This window comes from Anaerobiospirillum sp. NML120511, from assembly GCF_023050955.1.
GTDB lineage: Bacteria > Pseudomonadota > Gammaproteobacteria > Enterobacterales > Succinivibrionaceae > Anaerobiospirillum.
This window is the reverse complement of sequence record NZ_JALKIK010000023.1, coordinates 15,307-35,235: the sequence shown is the minus strand read 5'-3', so window position 1 is coordinate 35,235 and position 19,929 is coordinate 15,307. Positions and strand designations below refer to the sequence as shown.

The 19,929-nt window shown below is 51.0% G+C and carries 15 protein-coding genes; 11 read left to right on the top strand and 4 right to left on the bottom strand.

Annotated elements, in window-relative coordinates:
* Positions 1-212 precede the first annotated feature (212 nt).
* Positions 213-479: a hypothetical protein gene (locus MXE39_RS07755; RefSeq protein WP_246978975.1), complete on the bottom strand. Its 267-nt coding sequence runs from the start codon at positions 477-479 to the stop codon at positions 213-215.
* A 1,405-nt stretch (positions 480-1,884) separates the two neighbouring features.
* On the opposite strand from MXE39_RS07755, the gene rpsL reads away from it, so the two are divergent.
* The 5 genes from rpsL (at position 1,885) to glpX (ending at position 8,260) form a co-directional block, all read left to right on the top strand.
* Positions 1,885-2,259, top strand: a complete 375-nt coding sequence (gene rpsL, locus MXE39_RS07750; protein WP_246913506.1) for a 30S ribosomal protein S12 — start codon at positions 1,885-1,887, stop codon at positions 2,257-2,259.
* A 167-nt stretch (positions 2,260-2,426) separates the two neighbouring features.
* Positions 2,427-2,897, top strand: a complete 471-nt coding sequence (gene rpsG / locus MXE39_RS07745; RefSeq protein WP_246913508.1) for a 30S ribosomal protein S7 — start codon at positions 2,427-2,429, stop codon at positions 2,895-2,897.
* Positions 2,898-2,918: 21 nt separating this feature from the next.
* Positions 2,919-5,021 carry an elongation factor G gene (gene fusA, locus MXE39_RS07740; RefSeq protein WP_246978976.1) on the top strand — a complete coding sequence of 701 codons (2,103 nt, stop codon included), beginning with the start codon at positions 2,919-2,921 and terminating at the stop codon, positions 5,019-5,021.
* Between the two features lie 328 nt (positions 5,022-5,349).
* A complete protein-coding gene (gene tuf, locus MXE39_RS07735) occupies positions 5,350-6,534 on the top strand; it encodes an elongation factor Tu (RefSeq protein ID WP_247073915.1) in 1,185 nt (394 codons plus the stop codon).
* A 733-nt stretch (positions 6,535-7,267) separates the two neighbouring features.
* Positions 7,268-8,260, top strand: a complete 993-nt coding sequence (glpX, locus tag MXE39_RS07730) for a class II fructose-bisphosphatase (protein WP_246978811.1) — start codon at positions 7,268-7,270, stop codon at positions 8,258-8,260.
* Positions 8,261-8,475: 215 nt separating this feature from the next.
* Here the strand turns inward: glpX and MXE39_RS07725 are convergent, their stop codons facing one another.
* Positions 8,476-9,390: a flagellin gene (locus tag MXE39_RS07725; protein WP_246978810.1), complete on the bottom strand. Its 915-nt coding sequence runs from the start codon at positions 9,388-9,390 to the stop codon at positions 8,476-8,478.
* Between the two features lie 416 nt (positions 9,391-9,806).
* Positions 9,807-10,721, bottom strand: a complete 915-nt coding sequence (locus MXE39_RS07720; protein ID WP_246978809.1) for a flagellin — start codon at positions 10,719-10,721, stop codon at positions 9,807-9,809.
* A 640-nt stretch (positions 10,722-11,361) separates the two neighbouring features.
* On the opposite strand from MXE39_RS07720, the gene MXE39_RS07715 reads away from it, so the two are divergent.
* Complete coding sequence (locus tag MXE39_RS07715; protein ID WP_246978808.1) at positions 11,362-12,393, top strand: ubiquinol-cytochrome C chaperone family protein; 1,032 nt, start codon at positions 11,362-11,364, stop codon at positions 12,391-12,393.
* 1,062 nt (positions 12,394-13,455) lie between these two features.
* Here MXE39_RS07715 and MXE39_RS07710 read toward each other — a convergent pair.
* Entirely contained in the window at positions 13,456-14,058 is a 603-nt protein-coding gene (locus MXE39_RS07710; RefSeq protein ID WP_246978807.1) for a super-infection exclusion protein B, read from the bottom strand.
* Between the two features lie 1,082 nt (positions 14,059-15,140).
* On the opposite strand from MXE39_RS07710, the gene MXE39_RS07705 reads away from it, so the two are divergent.
* The 5 genes from MXE39_RS07705 (at position 15,141) to MXE39_RS07685 (ending at position 19,092) form a co-directional block, all read left to right on the top strand.
* Complete coding sequence (locus tag MXE39_RS07705; protein ID WP_246978806.1) at positions 15,141-15,479, top strand: P-II family nitrogen regulator; 339 nt, start codon at positions 15,141-15,143, stop codon at positions 15,477-15,479.
* Between the two features lie 714 nt (positions 15,480-16,193).
* Positions 16,194-16,802: a transglycosylase SLT domain-containing protein gene (locus tag MXE39_RS07700; protein WP_246978805.1), complete on the top strand. Its 609-nt coding sequence runs from the start codon at positions 16,194-16,196 to the stop codon at positions 16,800-16,802.
* A gap of 306 nt (positions 16,803-17,108) precedes the next feature.
* Positions 17,109-17,663: a D-glycero-beta-D-manno-heptose 1,7-bisphosphate 7-phosphatase gene (gene gmhB / locus MXE39_RS07695; protein WP_246978804.1), complete on the top strand. Its 555-nt coding sequence runs from the start codon at positions 17,109-17,111 to the stop codon at positions 17,661-17,663.
* 371 nt (positions 17,664-18,034) lie between these two features.
* Positions 18,035-18,604: a hypothetical protein gene (locus MXE39_RS07690; protein ID WP_246978803.1), complete on the top strand. Its 570-nt coding sequence runs from the start codon at positions 18,035-18,037 to the stop codon at positions 18,602-18,604.
* 254 nt (positions 18,605-18,858) lie between these two features.
* Complete coding sequence (locus MXE39_RS07685) at positions 18,859-19,092, top strand: LPP leucine zipper domain-containing protein (protein WP_246914325.1); 234 nt, start codon at positions 18,859-18,861, stop codon at positions 19,090-19,092.
* Positions 19,093-19,929: the final 837 nt, after the last annotated feature.

Below are 19,929 nucleotides of genomic sequence, written 5' to 3'. Positions count from 1 at the left end.
GCAGCCTTATAACAGCAGCACTACAGCAATGCCGGAATATGGGAAATGAAGAGAAGACGAGGACGTAGCGCCTGCAGTCAGGGATGAGACTGAAGTTGAGAACATGCGGTCAGCGATAGACAGGTGAAAAGAAGGGGGCACTGGCCTGGTGGTTTTGTTGCAGGCCGTGGCGGAAGCTGGAATCTGAGGAGAATGGGGAGTGTAATAGGGAGTCAGTATGTGCTCTTGATTGAGCTTGCCTCGTTGAGGTGGTTTTTAAGCTCAGTAGAGCTGATTGGCTTGCCTATGTCAGCAATCATGGCATTGCAGGCATCGGTATTGGCAGGAGTGATATCACTGTTATTGAGGTAGTCACTGAGGTAACGTTCGCTGTCAAGCAGGAAGCTGCGACCCTCAAAGAAAAGAACAACCTGATCAAATGAGGTTATGGTTTTCTTGACCTTATTCAGAGCTTTGATATTAAAGACAAGATGCAGCATGGCGTAGTTCCGGATCTTAATGTTAAGCCCTGGGCAGAAGCCTGACTGTTAATCTGCTGTCTGACCCGGTTAAGGCTGGAACGCTCGGGCAGCCCTGATCTGATTATATCAGGGCTGTAACTGCAGGCACGGACTATCGCCGGGCATTGGCATATGGATCACATATGTTGCAGAGATTCACTACTGCAAAAGGGCGACATACTCTACTTACTATATAAAGAGAAAGAACAGGCTGCAGTCCTGTCACAAATCCATTCAACAGAATACTAATCAACATGATGCAGGGCTTAAGGGGGCCTCAGCAATCAAATGACGGCCCTCATAAGACACCTACCCAGAACCCCCAGCCTGTTTACCTACTACTGCCTCTGCTCACGAAAGCAAGGTTTCATGCTGCCACTCACACTGTTATACCTGCCCAATGGCCGCTGACTGACTGTTGCAGCGTACCCTCGGCAGCTGAAAGACTGCCTCAGCAGGCCCACGGCATATGACAGAATGGAGACTGCCACTGCAGGTCCACGGCAGCTGCCAGAATAGAGACAGCCACAGCTGGGCTAAGACCTCCATCTGGCGAACATAGCTGGGTTAATACCGTCGTCATATTGCCATAGCTGGGCTAAGGCGCCTGACTGTATGCATGTCATCTGAGTAGAGCAAGGTAGGGGATACTATGCTGTGATCTGCCTTGGTTGTTGTAATCAGCGTACCGGCATTAATGGCAACAGCAAGATCGGCATTAGCAGGACACAGCGGCGGCATCAGCAGAGTAAATCGGCTGCTGCTGCTGCAAAGCATCAATAGTAGTAAGAGGATGGTGGTCACTGCCGGAGGCAGGTGAAGGTGCTGGAGCAGTGAGAGTGGGAGCTGTGATCCACAGGGGCGGCTGGAAGCCGGAGGGTATGCCAGGGGTGAACCTTGCCTTAATGTTTTGCTAACAGCGGGCTAATAAGAAAAGGTTAATTTGTACATTTATCGTTTTCACTTCTTAACGGAGCTGGAATACGACGTCTTTTCAGGTCTGTCTTACAGACAGGAATGCGTGGATGGGGCTGTAATGGATTACTGTCAGCGGCCTTACAGTGCACGTATTGAGCGGTATTTCGACTGCGCGGGCGATGGGCAGAATTTCATCTCATGGGGTAAGAGCATGGGATTGACACCCGGATGAACAGCTGAATTTAAGCAGGTGTTCAGCCAGTAAAAATGGCTTTTTCATGGGGATCTTTGTGCAACAAAATTTTTGTTTTGTGCACTTGATCTGGTTTTTGTGGAGTATTAGAATACGTGGATCTTGTTTTGCCCCCTTTAAGAACCTGGGATTTTCCTGGGAACAGGGCGACAGGAATACAGTAAAGTCTGTCTTTGAGCTGATATCTCAGAGACTAACAGGAGATTTTATTTAATGGCTACTATCAATCAGTTAGTACGCAAGCCACGTGTGAAGTCAGTTCCAAAGAACAAAGTTCCAGCTTTGGAAGCCTGCCCACAGAAGCGTGGTGTATGTACTCGTGTATACGCCACCAAGCCTAAGAAGCCTAACTCAGCTATGCGTAAGGTTTGCCGTGTGCGTTTAACCAACGGTTACGAAGTTACCTCTTACATCGGTGGCGAGGGCCACAACCTTCAGGAGCACTCCGTAGTAATGATCCGTGGTGGTCGTGTTCGCGACTTACCAGGTGTTCGTTACCACGTGCTGCGCGGTCGTCTTGACTGTGCCGGTGTTAAGGACAGAAAGCAGCGCCGCTCTAAGTATGGTGTCAAGAAGCCTAAGGCTTAATCGACTCCCCGCCTAGTAAGGCCAAACGAAGCCAACGAAAGTTCACTGAGAACAGAGCTTTCCTGGTGAACTGTTCCCTGCTCTGATGCATGAGCACGGGCAGTGGAAATTCGTTAAAAACTTTCTTTTTTGTTTTGGATAACCCTGAAGAAACGAGGAATTTATAAATGCCAAGACGTCGTGTTGTAGGTCAGCGTAAGATTCTGCCTGATCCAAAGTTCGGTTCTGAGCTTCTTGCCAAGTTCATCAACGTTGTTATGTTAGACGGTAAGAAGTCTATTGCCGAAAGCATTGTTTACGGCGCATTAGACACCATTTCTGAGAAGAGTGGCAAGGAACACCTCGCCCTGTTCGAGGAAGCCCTTGACCACATTCGTCCAGCTGTTGAGGTTAAGTCCCGCCGTGTTGGTGGTGCTACCTACCAGGTTCCAGTAGAAGTTCGTCCAGCCCGTGGTAACGCCTTAGCCATGCGCTGGTTAGTAGAAGCCGCCCGCAAGCGTCACGAGAAGACCATGGCTTTACGTTTAGCCGGTGAGATGATGGACGCCTCCGAGAACAAGGGTTCTGCTGTTAAGAAGCGTGAAGACGTTCACCGTATGGCTGAAGCCAACAAGGCTTTTGCTCACTTCCGCTGGTAAGACAAGAGGTTTTCATAATAAATGGCACGTACTACAGCTATTAACTTATACCGTAACATCGGTATCAGTGCCCACATTGACGCTGGTAAGACCACCACTACTGAGCGTATTCTGTTCTACACCGGTAAGAGCCACAAGTTAGGTGAGGTTCACGACGGTGCTGCCACCATGGACTGGATGGAGCAGGAGCAGGAGCGTGGTATTACCATTACCTCTGCAGCTACCACCTGTTTCTGGAAGGGTATGGCTGGTCAGTTTGACAAGCAGTACCGTTTCAACATCATTGATACCCCAGGACACGTAGACTTTACCATCGAAGTAGAGCGTTCCATGCGTGTTCTCGACGGTGCTGTAATGGTTTACTGCGCCGTAGGCGGTGTACAGCCACAGTCTGAGACCGTATGGCGTCAGGCCAACAAGTACCGCGTACCACGTCTTGCTTTTGTTAACAAGATGGACCGTACCGGTGCCAACTTCTTACGCGTTGTTGAGCAGATCAAGACCCGCTTAAAGGGTACCCCTGTTCCACTTCAGCTCCCAATCGGCAAGGAAGACTCCTTCGTTGGTGTTGTTGACTTATTAAAGCGTAAGGCCATTGACTGGAACGAGGCTGATCAGGGCCTGTCCTTCGAGTACAAGGACGTTCCAGCTGACATGGTTGAAGAAGTTGAAGAGTGGCGTGCCAAGCTCGTTGAGGCTGCAGCTGAAGCTGATGAGGCCTTAATGGACAAGTTCTTCGGCGGTGAGGAGCTCACTGAGGAAGAAATCATTTCCGGCTTACGTGCCCGTACCTTACGCAACGAAATCATTCCAATGTGCTGCGGCTCTGCCTTTAAGAACAAGGGTGTTCAGGCAATGCTCGACGCTGTTGTAATGTACCTGCCTTCCCCAGCCGACGTTCCACCTGTTAAGGGTGAGACCCCAGACGGTAAGGAAGACGAGCGTAAGACCGACGACAAGGCTCCATTCTCCGCTCTGGCCTTCAAGATTGCCACCGACCCATTCGTTGGTAACCTGACCTTCTTACGTTGCTACTCCGGTGTAGCCAACTCTGGCGACACCGTGCTCAACTCCGTAAAGAGCAAGCGTGAGCGTTTCGGCCGTCTGGTTCAGATGCACGCTAACAACCGTCAGGAAATCAAGGAAATCTTATCTGGTGACATCGTTGCCGCTATCGGCTTAAAGGAGACCACCACTGGTGATACCCTGTGCGCCGAGTCCGCTCCTATCATCCTGGAGCGTATGGAGTTCCCGGATCCTGTTATTTCCGTAGCTGTAGAGCCTAAGACCAAGTCTGACCAGGAAAAGATGGCTTTAGCCTTAAACCGTCTTGCCCAGGAAGATCCATCCTTCAAGGTACACACCGACGAGGAATCCGGCCAGACCATTATTTCCGGTATGGGTGAGTTACACCTGGACATCATCGTTGACCGTATGCGTCGTGAGTTCAAGGTTGAGTGCAACGTAGGTAAGCCTCAGGTTGCCTACCGTGAAACCATCCGTGGCAAGGTCGAGCAGGAAGGCAAGTTCGTACGTCAGTCCGGTGGTCGTGGTCAGTTCGGTCACTGCTGGTTACGTATCGAGCCTCTCGAGGCTGGCAAGGGCTACGAGTTCGCCAACGAGGTTGTTGGTGGTGTTATTCCTAAGGAATACATCCCAGCCGTTGACAAGGGTGTTCAGGAGCAGATCGCCAACGGTGTTCTGGCTGGCTACCCAGTCGTTGACGTTAAGGTTACTGTATACGACGGTTCCTACCACGAAGTTGACTCCTCTGAAATGGCCTTCAAGATTGCCGCTTCCATGGCATTCAAGGCTGGCTTTATGAAGGCTACCCCAGCCTTATTAGAGCCTTTAATGAAGGTTGAGGTTGACACTCCTGAGGAGTACATGGGTGACGTTATCGGCGACTTAAACCGTCGTCGTGGCATGGTAGAAGGCATGGAAGACGGCCCTACCGGCAAGATTGTACGCGCCATGGTTCCTCTGGCAGAGATGTTCGGCTACGCTACTGACTTACGTTCTCAGACTCAGGGCCGTGCCTCCTATGTAATGGAGTTCGGTCACTACGCTGAGGCTCCTAAGAACATCGCCGACGCTGTTATCGCTGCCCGTCAGACCAAGTAATCGGAACCTGACAGCATAAAATCAGATTGCGCAGACCGGAGGAAATATCCGGTCGGCCTGGGCCATGGCCCTGATCCAAAAGTTGGGGGCAGTAAATGCTGTCCCTGACTTTTCACATAATTTGAGACCGTATTTGTCCGTGCCGGGCAAAAATCGGACTTTTAAGGCCATACTGCGATATAATCTGTTAAATTTGAGGGATACGCCTGAAGTGAGCTGAGTTCGCAAACCGGCCACAGGCCGCTGTGTTCACAGCTGTTACAGGGCTCCCTGTCAAGAATTCAAAATGAGTAAGGGTACCAGGTACCCACTTTATAGGTAGATCAAAATGGCAAAAGAGAAGTTTGTCCGTTCCAAGCCACACGTAAACGTAGGCACCATCGGTCACGTTGACCACGGCAAGACCACTTTAACCGCTGCTTTAACCAAGGTTCTCGCTGAGAAGTTCGGTGGTGAAGTAAGAGCTTTCGACCAGATCGATAACGCTCCAGAAGAGAAGGCCCGTGGTATTACCATTAACTCCTCTCACGTTGAGTACGACACCGAGCTCCGTCACTACGCTCACGTAGACTGCCCAGGCCACGCCGACTACGTTAAGAACATGATTACCGGTGCTGCTCAGATGGACGGCGCTATCTTAGTTTGTGCCGCTACCGACGGCCCAATGCCACAGACCCGTGAGCACATCCTGTTAGCTCGTCAGGTAGGCGTTCCATACATCGTCGTATTCTTAAACAAGTGCGACATGGTTGACGACGAAGAGTTACTCGACCTGGTTGAGATGGACGTTCGTGAGCTGCTCTCCGAGTACAAGTTCCCAGGCGACGACACCCCAGTTATCCGTGGTTCCGCTTTAGGCGCCTTAAACGGTGAAGAGCAGTGGGTTGCCAAGATCCTTGAGCTTGCTAATGCTTTAGACACCTACATCCCAGAGCCAAAGCGTGACATCGATCACCCATTCTTATTACCAATCGAAGACGTATTCTCCATCTCCGGTCGTGGTACTGTAGTTACCGGTCGTGTAGAGCGTGGTATCGTTCGTGTATCTGACGAAGTTGAAATCGTTGGTATCCGTGAGACCACCAAGACCGTTGTTACCGGTGTTGAAATGTTCCGCAAGCTGTTAGACCAGGGTCAGGCTGGCGACAACGTTGGTGTTTTATTACGTGGCACCAAGCGTGAGGACGTAGAGCGTGGTCAGGTTCTGGCTGCTCCAGGTTCCATCACCCCACACACCAAGTTCGACGGTGAAGTATACGTTCTGTCCAAGGATGAGGGCGGCCGTCACACCCCATTCTTCAAGGGCTACCGTCCACAGTTCTTCTTCCGCACCACCGACATCACCGGTTCTATCGACCTGGGCGAGGGTGTAGAGATGGTTATGCCAGGTGACAACACCAAGATGACCGTTACCTTAATCCACCCAGTAGCCATGGCCGCTGGTGAGCGCTTCGCTATCCGTGAGGGTGGCCGTACCGTAGGCGCCGGTGTTGTAGGCAGCATCATCGAGTAATTGTTACCTCAGGTAATGAATGCTCCAGTCAGCTTTGCTGACTGAAAAAGGCCGCAGGGTTTCCCCTGCGGCTTTTTTTATCCAGAATCAGCGCCGCTCACAACGCTCAGCTGCTGGCAGCCCATTGACCGCCTGGCTCGGCGTCAGCCAATGTCTGCCATTGAGCCAGCCGCTGCAGTCAGCTTGCAGCCGCGCTACTGAGAATCTGTCGTCCGCCTCTACGGCCTGCCATGGCACTGACCTGGACGGCAGCGCTAATAGCAGCAGTGTTAACAGCAGTGCGTTGTGTGCAAAAGCACAAAGTGCACCGCTGTTGCCTCTGTGTGATAGAATGCCCCCGCCTGAGCAGGGCCTGGTGCTTTTTATCAGTGCCTTTAAGCTCTGCTATGCAGGTAAAACAGCCAGTGACGCAGTTTTTGACAAAATCAGGCAGATGCATGATTCAGTTTTGTTATATTGCTCACGGTCTAATATTTGATTAGTGGCTATGTTATGAGCCATTAGAATTTGTTTTGGCTGTGCCAGCGCTCCGTCAGCACAATGCTGTACTATCCTTATGCGCACTGGCGTGCTCTGTGCCTTGTTTTTCTGAAAAAGCACACTGACATCACGAGCATGGCCCCATGGCAGGAAACTTTCCTGCACTCCCGTTTTCGCAGTCTGCACAGCCCATATCAGTATGCTGTGTTTTGCAGACCCATGGCGGGACAAGTAGTTTTTTCAAGAGGTTGTTATGGTTGATATCCCACATCTGGCTGACAAGAATCTGGCATTGGATTTAGTACGTGTAACTGAGGCTGGTGCCCTTGCTGCTGCCCGTCATTATGGACGTGGTGACAAGGAAGAAGCCGATGGTGCAGCTGTAGCAGCCATGCGTATTGCTTTCCAGTCAGTACATATCCGTGGCACCGTAATCATCGGTGAGGGCGAGAAGGACAACGCTCCTATGCTCTACAACGGCGAGAGCGTAGGTTTTGGCGACGGCCCTGAGCTTGATATCGCTGTAGATCCAATCGAGGGTACCAATGCTATTGCCTTTGGCCGTCCAAACGCCATTTCCGTAATTGGTGCTGTTGCCAAGGGTGGTATGTTCAACCCTGGTCACTCCTTCTACTGCAAGAAGATTGTGGTAGGCAAGGAGGCTGCCAACGTGGTCGACCTCGACGCTCCAGTTAAGGACAATGTACAGAACGTAGCCAAGGCTCTTGGCAAGCCTGCTCACGAGATTAACGTATTCGTACTGGACAAGCCACGTCACACCGGTCTGATTCAGGATCTGCGTCTTGCCGGTGCCCGCGTCCACCTTTTCAGCGATGGTGACGTAGCCGGCGCATTAATGGCTGCTGACCCACGTCATCGCATCGATATGCTCATGGGTATTGGCGGCACCCCGGAGGCCGTAATTACTGCCTGTGCCATTAAGGGTACTGGTGCCCAGATGCTCACCCAGCTCAACCCTCTGTCCCTTGAGGAGCAGGCCTCTATCGAAGCCGACGGTATCTGCCTCAAGACTATCCGCAGCGTAGATGATCTCATTACCACCGATGCCTGCTACTTTGCTGCTACCGGTATTTCCGAGGGCGACCTGCTGCGCGGCGTTGACTACCGTGGTGAATACGCTGTTACCTCCTCCATGACCACCCGTGGCCGCACCGGTACCCAGCGCTTCATCGAGGCCTGGCACAACCGCAAGAAGCTCTCCACCATGAGCTCCATCAGCTACTAATCCATCAAGGGCCAGCTCCCCCACAAACCCAAAGGCTGACCATCACGGATAAAAAAGCCCGCTGCACTAACCATGCAGCGGGCTTTTTTCTTAATGGGGAAAGAGCCTTGCCTGGAATATGTTTCATCCCAGGCACTGATAAACAGGAAGCCCCTGTCGGTATGCCAGGAGGCTTATGCTTTCAGGGAGTCATCCCTGACAGGCAATGGTATTTATTAGCCTAACAGGGACAGACCCAGCTGTGGACGGGTATTAGCCTGCATCAGCATGGAGGTGGCAGCCTGCTGGATGATGGACTGCTGGCTCAGGTTGGCAGACTCTTCAGCGAAGTCGGCGTCACGAATACGGCTGCGGGCATCGGCCTGGTTGGCAGAAACGTTTGCCTGGTTGCGAATGGAAGATTCCAGCCTGTTCTGGATAGCACCTAGTCCAGCTCTCTGAGCATCAACGGCACCAATGATCTTATCCATGGCAGCGATGGTAAGGGCGGCACCTGATGCAGTAGACATGTGCAGACCCTTGGTTTTATCCCAGAAAGTTTTACCATCAAGTTGACCATTTTTAATACCGGCCCATTCCATTGCCATGGAGAACTTCATGTTGGAAACATCAAAGGAGATGGTATCACCTTTGTTTGCGCCTACCTGAAGAACAAGCTGACCAATGCTCTTGTTATCATTCATGTAGATAGAGTTTGCGCCCTTGTCTGCGCCATCCAGAATGGTCTTGCCACCGAACTTGGTCTGAGAGGCGATACGGTCAATTTCGGCTACCAGGGCAGTTACTTCTGTGTCCAGGGCCTTGCGGTCCTCGGTGGTATTGGTACCGTTGGAAGCCTGTACAGCGAGGGTACGGATCTTCTGCAGCATACCGGTCATTTCGTCCATGGCGCCTTCAATGGTCTGAGCCAGGGCGATACCATCAGAGCTGTTGCGGTTGCCCTGATTTAAACCATTAATCTGGGTAGTTAAACGGCTGGAGATCTGCAGGCCGGCTGCGTCGTCCTTGGCAGAATTAATTCTCAGACCTGAAGAGAGGCGTTGGTAGGTAGTAGTCAGCTGATTCTGCACATTATTGAGATAGCGGCGACCATTCAAACTGGACACATTGGTATTTACATAAACAGCCATGGCAGACTCCTGAATTTGCTTAACAAAACTGTTCTGATGATGAAGCTATGAGGTGATTATTACGCCTTCATCCAGATTGCTTATGTAAACGAAATACAAAAGATTGTTGTTATTTTTACGCCCTGAAATGTATTTTGGGAGTCTTATAAAGTATTTACACAAAAATATAGATACATTAACGGCATCTATAATGTATCGAATATAAATATAAACAACCAGTTATATATCGAATTTAAGTTACGATTATATTCTTACCAAATGTATGTGCGCATTCATTTCTTGCTGAGGGGATGTGTGCCTGGTAGTGGCTGTTTCCACAGATAAAAAGGAAAAAGCTCCCTGATCGCCTGGATCAGGGAGCTTCTGCTTTCACCTGATTACAGGTTGAAAGCTAATAGCAGTATGGTAAATATCGATTAGCCTAACAGGGACAGACCCAGCTGTGGACGGGTATTAGCCTGCATCAGCATGGAGGTGGCAGCCTGCTGGATGATGGACTGCTGGCTCAGGTTGGCAGACTCTTCAGCGAAGTCAGCGTCACGAATACGGCTGCGTGCATCGGCCTGGTTGGCAGAAACGTTTGCCTGGTTGCGTATGGAAGATTCCAGCCTGTTCTGGATAGCACCTAGTCCAGCTCTCTGAGCATCTACAGCACCAATGATCTTATCCATGGCAGCAATGGTGGCAGCAGCACCGGAAGCAGTAGAAAGGAGCAGACCCTTATCCTTATTCCAGAATAAGTCATTGCCAATCTTAGCGTCCTTAAGACCAGCCCACTCCATGGCTTTGGTGAACTTCATGTTGGAAACGTCAAAGGAGATGGTGTCACCCTTGTTTGCACCTACCTGAAGTACGAGCTGACCAACACTGCCCTTATCATTCATGTAGATAGAGTTTACGCCTTTGTCTGCGCCGTCCAGAATGGTCTTGCCACCGAACTTGGTCTGAGAGGCGATACGGTCAATTTCGGCTACCAGAGCAGTTACTTCTGTGTCCAGGGCCTTGCGGTCTTCGGCTGTATTGGTGCCGTTGGAAGACTGTACTGCCAGAGTGCGGATCTTCTGCAGCATGCCGGTCATTTCGTCCATGGCGCCTTCAATGGTCTGAGCCAGGGCGATACCATCAGAGCTGTTGCGGTTGCCCTGATTTAAACCATTAATCTGGGTAGTTAAACGGCTGGAGATCTGCAGGCCGGCTGCGTCGTCCTTGGCAGAATTAATTCTCAGACCTGAAGAGAGTCTCTGGTAGGTAGTAGTCAGCTGGTTCTGCACATTATTGAGATAGCGGCGACCATTCAAACTGGACACATTGGTATTTACATAAACAGCCATGGTGGACTCCTGAATTTGCTTAACAAAACTGTTCTGATGATGAAGCTATGAGGTGATTATTACGCCTTCATCCAGATCGCTTATGTAAACGTAATTCAACAGACTGTCGCCACTTTTACGCGAAAAAATGTATTTTGGTAGTCATTCTATGCCTTTACACAGTAATCATAGATATTACAAATGATGGTTTTCATGTCATATATAAATATTGTCAATACCTTATATAAGGCGTTTTGTGTGAGTCTTTATGGGGTGTGAGCGACATGGGCATGAAATATTTGATAAAAATATTTAAATATCTGTTACACAAAAAATAATGTCCAATCATGTAGCAAGATCTTCAGGCCAATGGTCTTGCGCCATCTGTGTCATCTCTTTCTCTATATTCTGTTTCCTGTTAATTGATCCCGCTTCACACGCTCCCATAAATCCATGAGACCTTTGTCACTGCGGTCATCCTGGTAAATAGGGGGCCTTGTTTGTCAGTCAACGCCTGGTTTTGCGATTGCTGCTCAACAATGAAAAATATATTGTTCACAGTCATGAGTCAGAGCTAAGTAAGTCATGCTAAGTTAGATACAATATGGTATGTATGGCCTAAACCTTAAGGTGTCCTTTGGGACCAGGAGGAGACAGTAAAATGGGCATCCATTACACCTTCGATGCTGATCTGGACACTGTTTTACAGGCAGCAAGCAATGAAGACCTTGCAGCTCTGGTGCAGTTTATCAAGGCAGCCTCCCGTACCGAAAATCTGACTACTGATGACAGTTTTGTGCGCTTTTATCCTGACCATACCCGTTATGCTCATGTCATAAGTGCAGAAATCCGCAATTTCGGCGGCCATACAGTAGCTAACATGCTGCGCCGTGGTAAAGGCCCTGACTACCGTACCGTAGTGTGCGATGTGCTGGAGCATCTGAAAATCAGCTTTGAAGAGCAGGACAATATCTTCGCTCTTGAGCGCCGTCTGCTGGCTCATGTGCTCAAGGACATGTACGGTCAGATGGATGAAGAACAGCGCAATATGCTGGTAGCTGAGATTGGTCAGTATCAGAACCAGAACGCGTCCCAGGAAAATGCCATAGTAGTGAGTGCTCTGGAAAGCGGAGATTTCCGTCTGCTCTCTCCAAAGGCAAGACTGTTCCTCGCCGGCCTGGTATCAGGCGCCATCTCCCGCATCATGGGAGTAACCGAACTGGTCTCTGTCCTTGGCAATATTGTAGGAAACTCCGTTAACAGAATGCTTACCAGCCTTGAAAAGCCAATGGACTGGCTGGTATCAGCTCTCAACTCTATTATCGAGTTTGGCGGTCCGGCATGGCGTGTTACTGTCCCTTGCGTCATTCACGTAGCAATGCTGCGCGTCAAGCAGTCATCAAGCCTGCTTGAGTACCGTGGTCCAAAGCCTGGTGACAATATCCTCCCACGTCACAGTGCAGCATCATCAACAGGTACTGAGGCTGCAGCAGCTGCAGCTGCCCCTGGGACAGCCGGTGCTGCCGCAGCCGCTGACGCTGCTGCCGCAGCGGCTGCTGCGCAGGCAGAAGATGAGCCTGAGGAAGACTGCTCTGACGTCAAAGACACTCCAGCTGGCGAGCTCTATGATGACCTCATGGATCCGGCACCAGGCATAAATGACGTCTCAGATGCTCAAGGCAACAGGAGCTGATCCCTGATCGCATGATGCAGGACCATACCTCTGAGGATTAATGTCCTGAAAGAAAAAGCCCTCCACACCTTGCCAGTGTGGAGGGCTTTTTTGCATCTGGAGATTTGCGCATGCTGTGATGCTTGATGCGCTGTGAGGCAGGATGCCCTGTCAGCATGGATGCGGTGTAAGGCGGGATGCCCTGTCAGCATGGATGCTGTGTGAGTCTGGATGGTCGTGAGGATGGATTCCCTGCGGTAATCTTGCCAGGTATTGCCAGGTGTCAGAATATGGACTTGGGCGATTAATATTGTCCTGGAAACGGTTTTTTCTATTACCAATTAATGGGTACAGCCAGGTATGAACGGCCTGGCTGTCTAATTTTGACGCCCTGTCTGAAAAATGGCGCTGCTAAAAACAAGGCCTGTAATGGCAGGTTGAGCTCAAGTATGCCTGTAAATGATGGCAGCTACTGCCAGGCAGAGTTGCACATTGGCTGAATTGAGCACTCACAGGGCACTCACAGAGCGCCGCTATGGCTATGAGCATGCGCGCTTGCTGTATGTTGAGCTGCAGTTTATGCAAGTCACAATGGGCTTTGCTAATGCTGCGTCAGCACGCGCTGCAGCGCTGCCGTGGAGCTTTTAAGGTGATTTGATCCAGTTGGGGGCAGCAGTCAGCAGGGGATTTCCTGATGGTCCATGAGGTCAGCTGAGATCGGCTCTTTGTTGTCTTTCAGGGGCAGAGAGTGCCAGGACTGGTTATACCTGGACTGGTGATGCCTCGTTTGCCTGGATGGGATGCTCAATGGCTATGCTCAATGGCAAAGCCGATTATGAGGCTTATATCTGACTGTGCAGTCCCATGGCGGATACTGAGAATGGAGCCATGGTCATGGCCGTGCTGGCAGTGCCGGTCTTGCTTGCCTGCAGGGTGAGGGAGCTGTGGTGCTGGCTGGATGGGGTGGCTGGTGCTGATTTGGCTGGGCTGGATGGGTTAGTGGGGGCTGATTTTGGGGAGCACAAATGAAAAAAGACGTGTCCGGGGACACGTCTTCTTTTCAGTTAGTGAGTCAGGTGCTTATCAGGCAGCCTTGATACCGCGATAGGCGCGTGGCATTACCTTCTTCTCACGGGCGAAATCTGGACGGGCATTCATGATCTGCTCGAGCATCTCGTCGTTCATCTTGCTGCGGGTTAAACCAATAGCACGGTAGGTGATGAATGGACGGGCCTGCTTGGTGATGATCATAGGAACACGGCTGGTGCTCTCGTCAGGGTCACCTACTACGTTTAAGATACCGGAGTCGGTCAGGGAACGTACAGTAGGCTCAGCCTCTGGCAGGTAAAGTACAGACTTGCGCTGGAGAACGAACTCACGCAGTAAGGCGCGCTCGGCAAAGTCCAGACCCTCAACAGTGGTCTTCATGGCATTCTGCTCTTTCTTTACGCCGCGGCTGTTTAACCAGGAACCCATCAGGGCAATGATGGCCTGGCTGATGAAATTGGACAGCTCAACGATTAAAGCTAAGTAGAGGTAGGTCTTGTTGGCAGCAACCTGGTCGGCCAGCTCCTGAGATACGGACTCTAACGGAAGAACAAGCAGTAAGGCGGTAACGCAGAACAGCCATAACATGACAATGTTTAAAGTCTTGTTTGCAGCGAATACAGAGTGACTATTTTCCATCGTACTAATACTCCACTTATCGAAAATCGGCTCAACTAACTAAAACAAATAAGGTGTTCCCCAAATTGGGGAATTTTGTGATTTTCCCTAGATTGAGCAACTCCTGTGCCACCTGTTGAAAATGGCCTGTATATCGCATTTATTGGCTTTATAAAGGGCCCGGAACAGGGCGATTTTAATTGTCGACGTCGGGAAATTGTCAGGCGTTTTCAGGCAAAAGCGTATAAACTATGCTGCGTCGTGACAGTGCAAGATCTCTGAGAAAACGCTCAAAACGGTGTTTTGTGCCCGGATAGGGGGCAAAACACAGATACGACATGCGCGTATCCCGGATTTCGCTTAAAGTATGGTCAGGGCAGCAGGACTCTCGTGATGACTTTAGGAGAGTGCTGCCAGCAAGGGAAATGTGGCTCCCCTGAGCATCAGACAACAGTCTTATATGGGCTTATATGCATATGGGCACTAAAATAGTGCAAAATCCATAAAGATATGGTTTTTCTGACTTAAGTTTGTGACCGTACTGACGTATATATAGCCGGATTCTGGAGGCATAAACTCCAGTTTTCCTTGTGCCCATGGCGGCATCTGTCCCTGACAGTTAATGTGCTCATTACAGGACCCGTTTCCTGCAGAGGTTCAGAACCTGTGCTCGTCTTCTGTGAGCCAGCCCCTGTGGTGAGCTGCTCAAAGACGGATCTGAAAAGTTATTTCTGGACCCGACAGGATGTCAGACAGTTGTGGTCTGCTCCTGCGCGTAGCTTCCGTTACTCAGGCTGATACCGCCTGTACCCTGCGGTACAGGATGAACCTGCAGCTGCCTTGCAGCTGCTGTCAGACGGACAGACACGCATCACAGCCGGATCGGGATGAGCCATTAATTATGAATGCTTAAGGTGTGGAGTGTTCAGCAGGCCGCGCTCAGGCGCGCAGATGGCCCTGTGTCATCAGCAATGGTCTGAATCCTGTTCTGGTTGAGTTTTAGGGCCGGAAACGGTCACTGTGTTGAATTTTTGCACTTCAGGGTGCTCAGGTAATGGAGGCGCGCTTTCTCTCTGGATACGGGGAAGCGGCGTAAAACAGTTATGAAGAAAATTGTTGCTATTATTAAGCCTTTTAAACTCGATGATGTTCGTGAGGCCTTAAGTGCCAACGGAATCTCAGGCATGACCGTTTCAGAAGTAAAGGGATTTGGTCGTCAGAAGGGCCATACCGAACTTTACCGTGGCGCCGAATATGTTGTTGACTTCCTGCCTAAGGCCAAGATTGAGCTGGTGGTTAAGGATGAAGATGTAGACAAGTGCATTGAAGCCATTACCAAGGGCGCACACACCGGCAAGATTGGCGACGGTAAGATCTTCGTATCCTCCGTCGAGCGCGTTATTCGTATCCGTACTGGTGAAGAAGGCGAAGACGCTATCTAACAGCACCCTGCTGTCCGCTTTAAAAAAAGGCCCATCAGCCACACTGGCACGTGCAGCGCGCCGTGCTTAACTGATGGGCCTTTTTTCATGGCTGTGGCCTGCCGGAGTTGCAGTTCTTTACGCCCGGCTTGCCTGCTCCACGGCCAGGGTCAGCTCCACGGCCTGGGGCAGCTCAACGGCAATGACCTGCTCGAGTACTATGGCCATGTACAGGCCTCACTGAGCAGAGCGTGGGCTTACCTGGAGGCCGTCCATGGGACCAGCCCGGGAGCTGGCCCGGAAGCCGGCAAGAGCTATGCAGTTTTTGAGACTTAAGTACCGGCTGCGTTCAGTATGCTTGCAGCTTCGGTCAGCTATGAGTTGAGCTTCAGTCCGGGATGATTGCCAGTCAGGGAAATTGGGGGACTGCCTGGCCGGGATGTGGGCTGATTGCCAGGCTGGGATGTGTGGCGAGTGCCGGGCTGGGATGTGGGATGATTGCCCGGCTGGGATGTTGGCCTGTGGGGCGGCTTTGCGGGCATCCTGGCTGGTGTATCTTGAGGGTGGCGCAGAAGGGGATTTTTACAGTCAATGGTGGCTGTTGCGCACTGAAGATTACGGGGAAAAAGTTATAATAGAGAGATTGCATTGAGGGCCTGATTTGGCCCTGTCTGGCTACTCAATCTCTGGTAGCCGGGGCTGGAGTATCGAGAAACGAGAGAAAGGAATTCTTTGATGAGAGCAATTGAGATTAAGAAAGCGAGTATTAAGGCTCTGGCTGCTGCCATGGCCTTGGCAGGCGCTCTGGTAATGAGTGGCTGCTCTACCTCACCTCCTGCCAATCCCGACAATATCTGCTCCATCTTCCAGGAAAAGGACAGCTGGTATACCGAAGCTCACAAGGTACATAAGAAGTATGGCGTGCCTGTCAATGTGGCCATGGCCATCATGTACCAGGAGTCAGGCTTTGTTGATGATGCCCGTCCTCCTATGCGCTGGTTCCTTTTCATTCCTTATGGTCGTGGCAGCTCCTCTTATGGCTATGCCCAGGCTCAGGATGAGGTCTGGAACGACTATGTTGACCAGGCCGGCTCATTCTTTTCAGACCGCGATGACTTTGGTGACTCACTCGATTTCATTGCCTGGTACATGATCAAGACCCGCAAGACCAACAATATCCCTCTTACTGATGCCTACAATCAGTATCTCAACTATCACGAGGGCTGGGGCGGCTACAAGCGCGGCACCTACAAGTCCAAGCCATGGCTGATTCAGACTGCCCGCAAGGTCAGCAACCGCGCCAACATCTACCGTCAGCAGCTCATGCACTGTCAGCTGTACTGACAGCTGCCCGCTCAGCAGGGGCCGCCTGATCTTGCTGATGCCTGTTGATGGCCGGACTGCATGCTGCGCACAGCCGCGTGGCTGCATCCGCCGCCTGGCTGCAGCTCCGCAGGGGTGCAGAGCGCCGCGTGCGCTGTGCTGCAGGGATGGACGGTGACTGGGACTTCATGCCCTGACTTTCGGCCGGAGCGGCTGCCGGGGCGGCTGCCGGGCAATTCTGGTCAGGAGTGATTTGATACAATACCAGGGATCGGGAGTATGCTGTGCTCCTGATTTTCAATGCGTGATTATTAGCAGAGGTTAGCAGTGCACAAGGCAGTTTTTTTTGATCGCGACGGCGTGATTAACCGTGATCATGGTTATGTGGGTACCCTGGAGCGTTTTGAGTTTATCCCGGGTGTGGCCGAGGCTCTGGCTGCCATAAAGAAAGCAGGTTACAAGACCATTCTGGTAACCAATCAGTCGGGCATTGCCCGTGGGCTTTATACAGTTGACGATTTTGATACTGTAACCGAGTTCATGCAGGGGCAGCTTGCTATGGTCGGCGCTGCCTTTGACGGAGTCTATTTCTGTCCTCACCATCCTAATGCTACCGTGGCCAAATTCCGCTGTGACTGCTCATGCCGCAAGCCTAAGCCGGAGATGTTTCTTTGGGCCAGAAAAGAGTTTGACCTTGATATGGAAAACTCAGTAATGGTGGGTGACCATGCCTCAGATCTTCAGGCTGCTCAGGCAGCCGGAGTCAAACGTCTGGTGCTGGTAGGCGAGCATATAGAAACCGAATTAAAGCATTTCCCTCAGGCTGAGACTTTCAACAGCCTGCCTGAGTTTGCCATGTCTTTTTGCCGTCAGGCAGGCTAATGGCTTAAAGAGAGGCCATCCCGGGGCTGCCGTGGGCATCCCGGGGCAGTCAGGATGCTGCCCATGCCTGTCCTTATGATAAATAAGCTCTGATGCTGCCAGGTGCTGGCGGCATCTTTGAGTCTGCGGCAGGTGCGACTGCAGGAACGACCATGACCTGTGGACCAGCCGTCATGTGCCTGTGACGCATCTAGTCTGTATGAGCCGGGCCGAAAAGAATCAGTTCCGTCACGTTGGAGTGTGGAAGACGGAGGCAGCTGAGCAGATAAACACCTTAAAGGCCATGCTGTTGCCATGACCTGCTGCAGAGATCTGCTGTAAGGACCTGTGGTCCCAAATTATGGAATATTAAGTGATCTAGGAGTATTTAATTGAAGATTAATGGCCGTAAAGCTGTGCTCTCTGTAATGGGTGCATCGGTTCTGTTCCTGGCTTCATGCACAGGATATAACAACACAAGCATTCCCAATGTCCCTTATCACAATCTTGATGTGCACAAGCAGACCCATCTGCTGACCTCAACTGACAGAGTATGTATCTTCAATGGCGGTGACATGATTACCGATACTGGTACCCGCTATAAGAACTCTGGCCGCTTCATGCACAAAATTCTGGTTACCACCATGCAGCAGTACAATGTCGACGGCGCCGTTGACATGAAAGCCGTTCATGCCGAGGACGTAAAGCCTGTTGATCTGCAGGAAAAGGCCCGTGAAAACTACTGCAATGTCATCGCCATTTCCCGTCCGGTATTCTGGGTGGATTCGCAGATAAGCCCGGGCAATGTGGGCCTGAATGTTGATATGTATGACACCTCCTCTCTGGAGCTGATCAACTCTGTTACCTTAAATGCCCGTTCTCAGTACATCAGAGACATGTTCCTTGAAAAGACTCCGCTGCGCCCTGTAATTGAGAAGTATGTAGACACTCTCTACCGCTGATGATTCAGGCAGTCCATGAGTATTTGAGGCAGTATGGTGCAGTGCACCATACAGGCACAGCCTGTGGCAGGCTCAAACTGACAAAGGGGTCCTTTTAGACGGTATCCTGGTACATATGGACAAATTTGATGTCAGGTTTGAGGATCATGGACGTATTTATTCATGGATTATGTGCCCATAATGGATCTTTTGTATTAGAATGGTCCCAAACAGCGTCAGCTGTTTTCTGTTTGAACAGTATCGGAGAATTTTACATGAACAAGTTCACTGCCGTTTTAGGTGCAGCTGCTTTAGGCGCTACTTTATTAGCTGGTTGCAACAGCACTTCTTTAGACCAGTTAAACGCCAAGGTTGACGCTATTGCAGCCGACGTTGACGCTTTAAAGACCCAGCAGTCCAAGTTAGCTAACGACGTTGCTTTTGTTAAGTCTGATGCCGCCCGTGCCAACGAGCGTTTAGACAACCTGGCCCGTCGCTACAAGAAGTAATCTTTACTGATTGCAAGCTGGCGTCTGTGTCAGGCACTGCCCGGCATAGAGCTTTAATCTAAAGGGTTTGATCTCAGTTATCAGACCCTTTAGTCGTTTATGGGCCATCTCAACAGCTCTGGTCCATCGCTACCAGTCGCTTCTCAAAACAAACCTCTCCAATAAACAGGCCAACCGGGACAAACTAACCGCCAGCAGGCTCAGCCTCCCGTACGCTCCTGTCCGGTCAGCTTCTGTCAGCTCCAGCCTCAGGTCACCTCCACATTCTGTCGGATACTGTCAGCTCCAGACTCAGGTCACCCCCACATCCTTTCGGATACTGTCAGCTCCAGCCTCAGGTCACCTCCCACATCCTTTCGGATACTGTCAGCTTCCGCCTCAGGTCGCCCCCACATTCTGTCGGATACTGTCAGCTTCCGCCTGCGGTCAGCTTTTGTCAGCTCCTGTCTCCCGTTAGCTTCATTCATTTTCCCCACCGCCAGTCATACGGTCACAAGGCCAGTCAGCTCTTTATCTGTCCTGTCATCCAGCCGGTCAGATCTTCACCTGAACATCAGGCCATCGCGTCATCCAGATGTGCCGTCACTCTCAGCAGGGCTCATCAGCCCCGGACATACTGTATTGGCTGCCATAGACCAGTGCAGTTGCCGAGCTCACCTCAATTCTTACTCCAGGTCCCCAGGCAAATCTGGCTCTGTGATGAGCGCTGCTGTGCTGTGCATAGTCTTGCAGAGCACTGCTGATCCGTGCCGAATAACCCATACTGGTCTGGTCTTCTGGAAGTGAGAGTCCATAACCTGACTTTGCCTTATGACCGTCTTTCTTCATTTCAAGTAT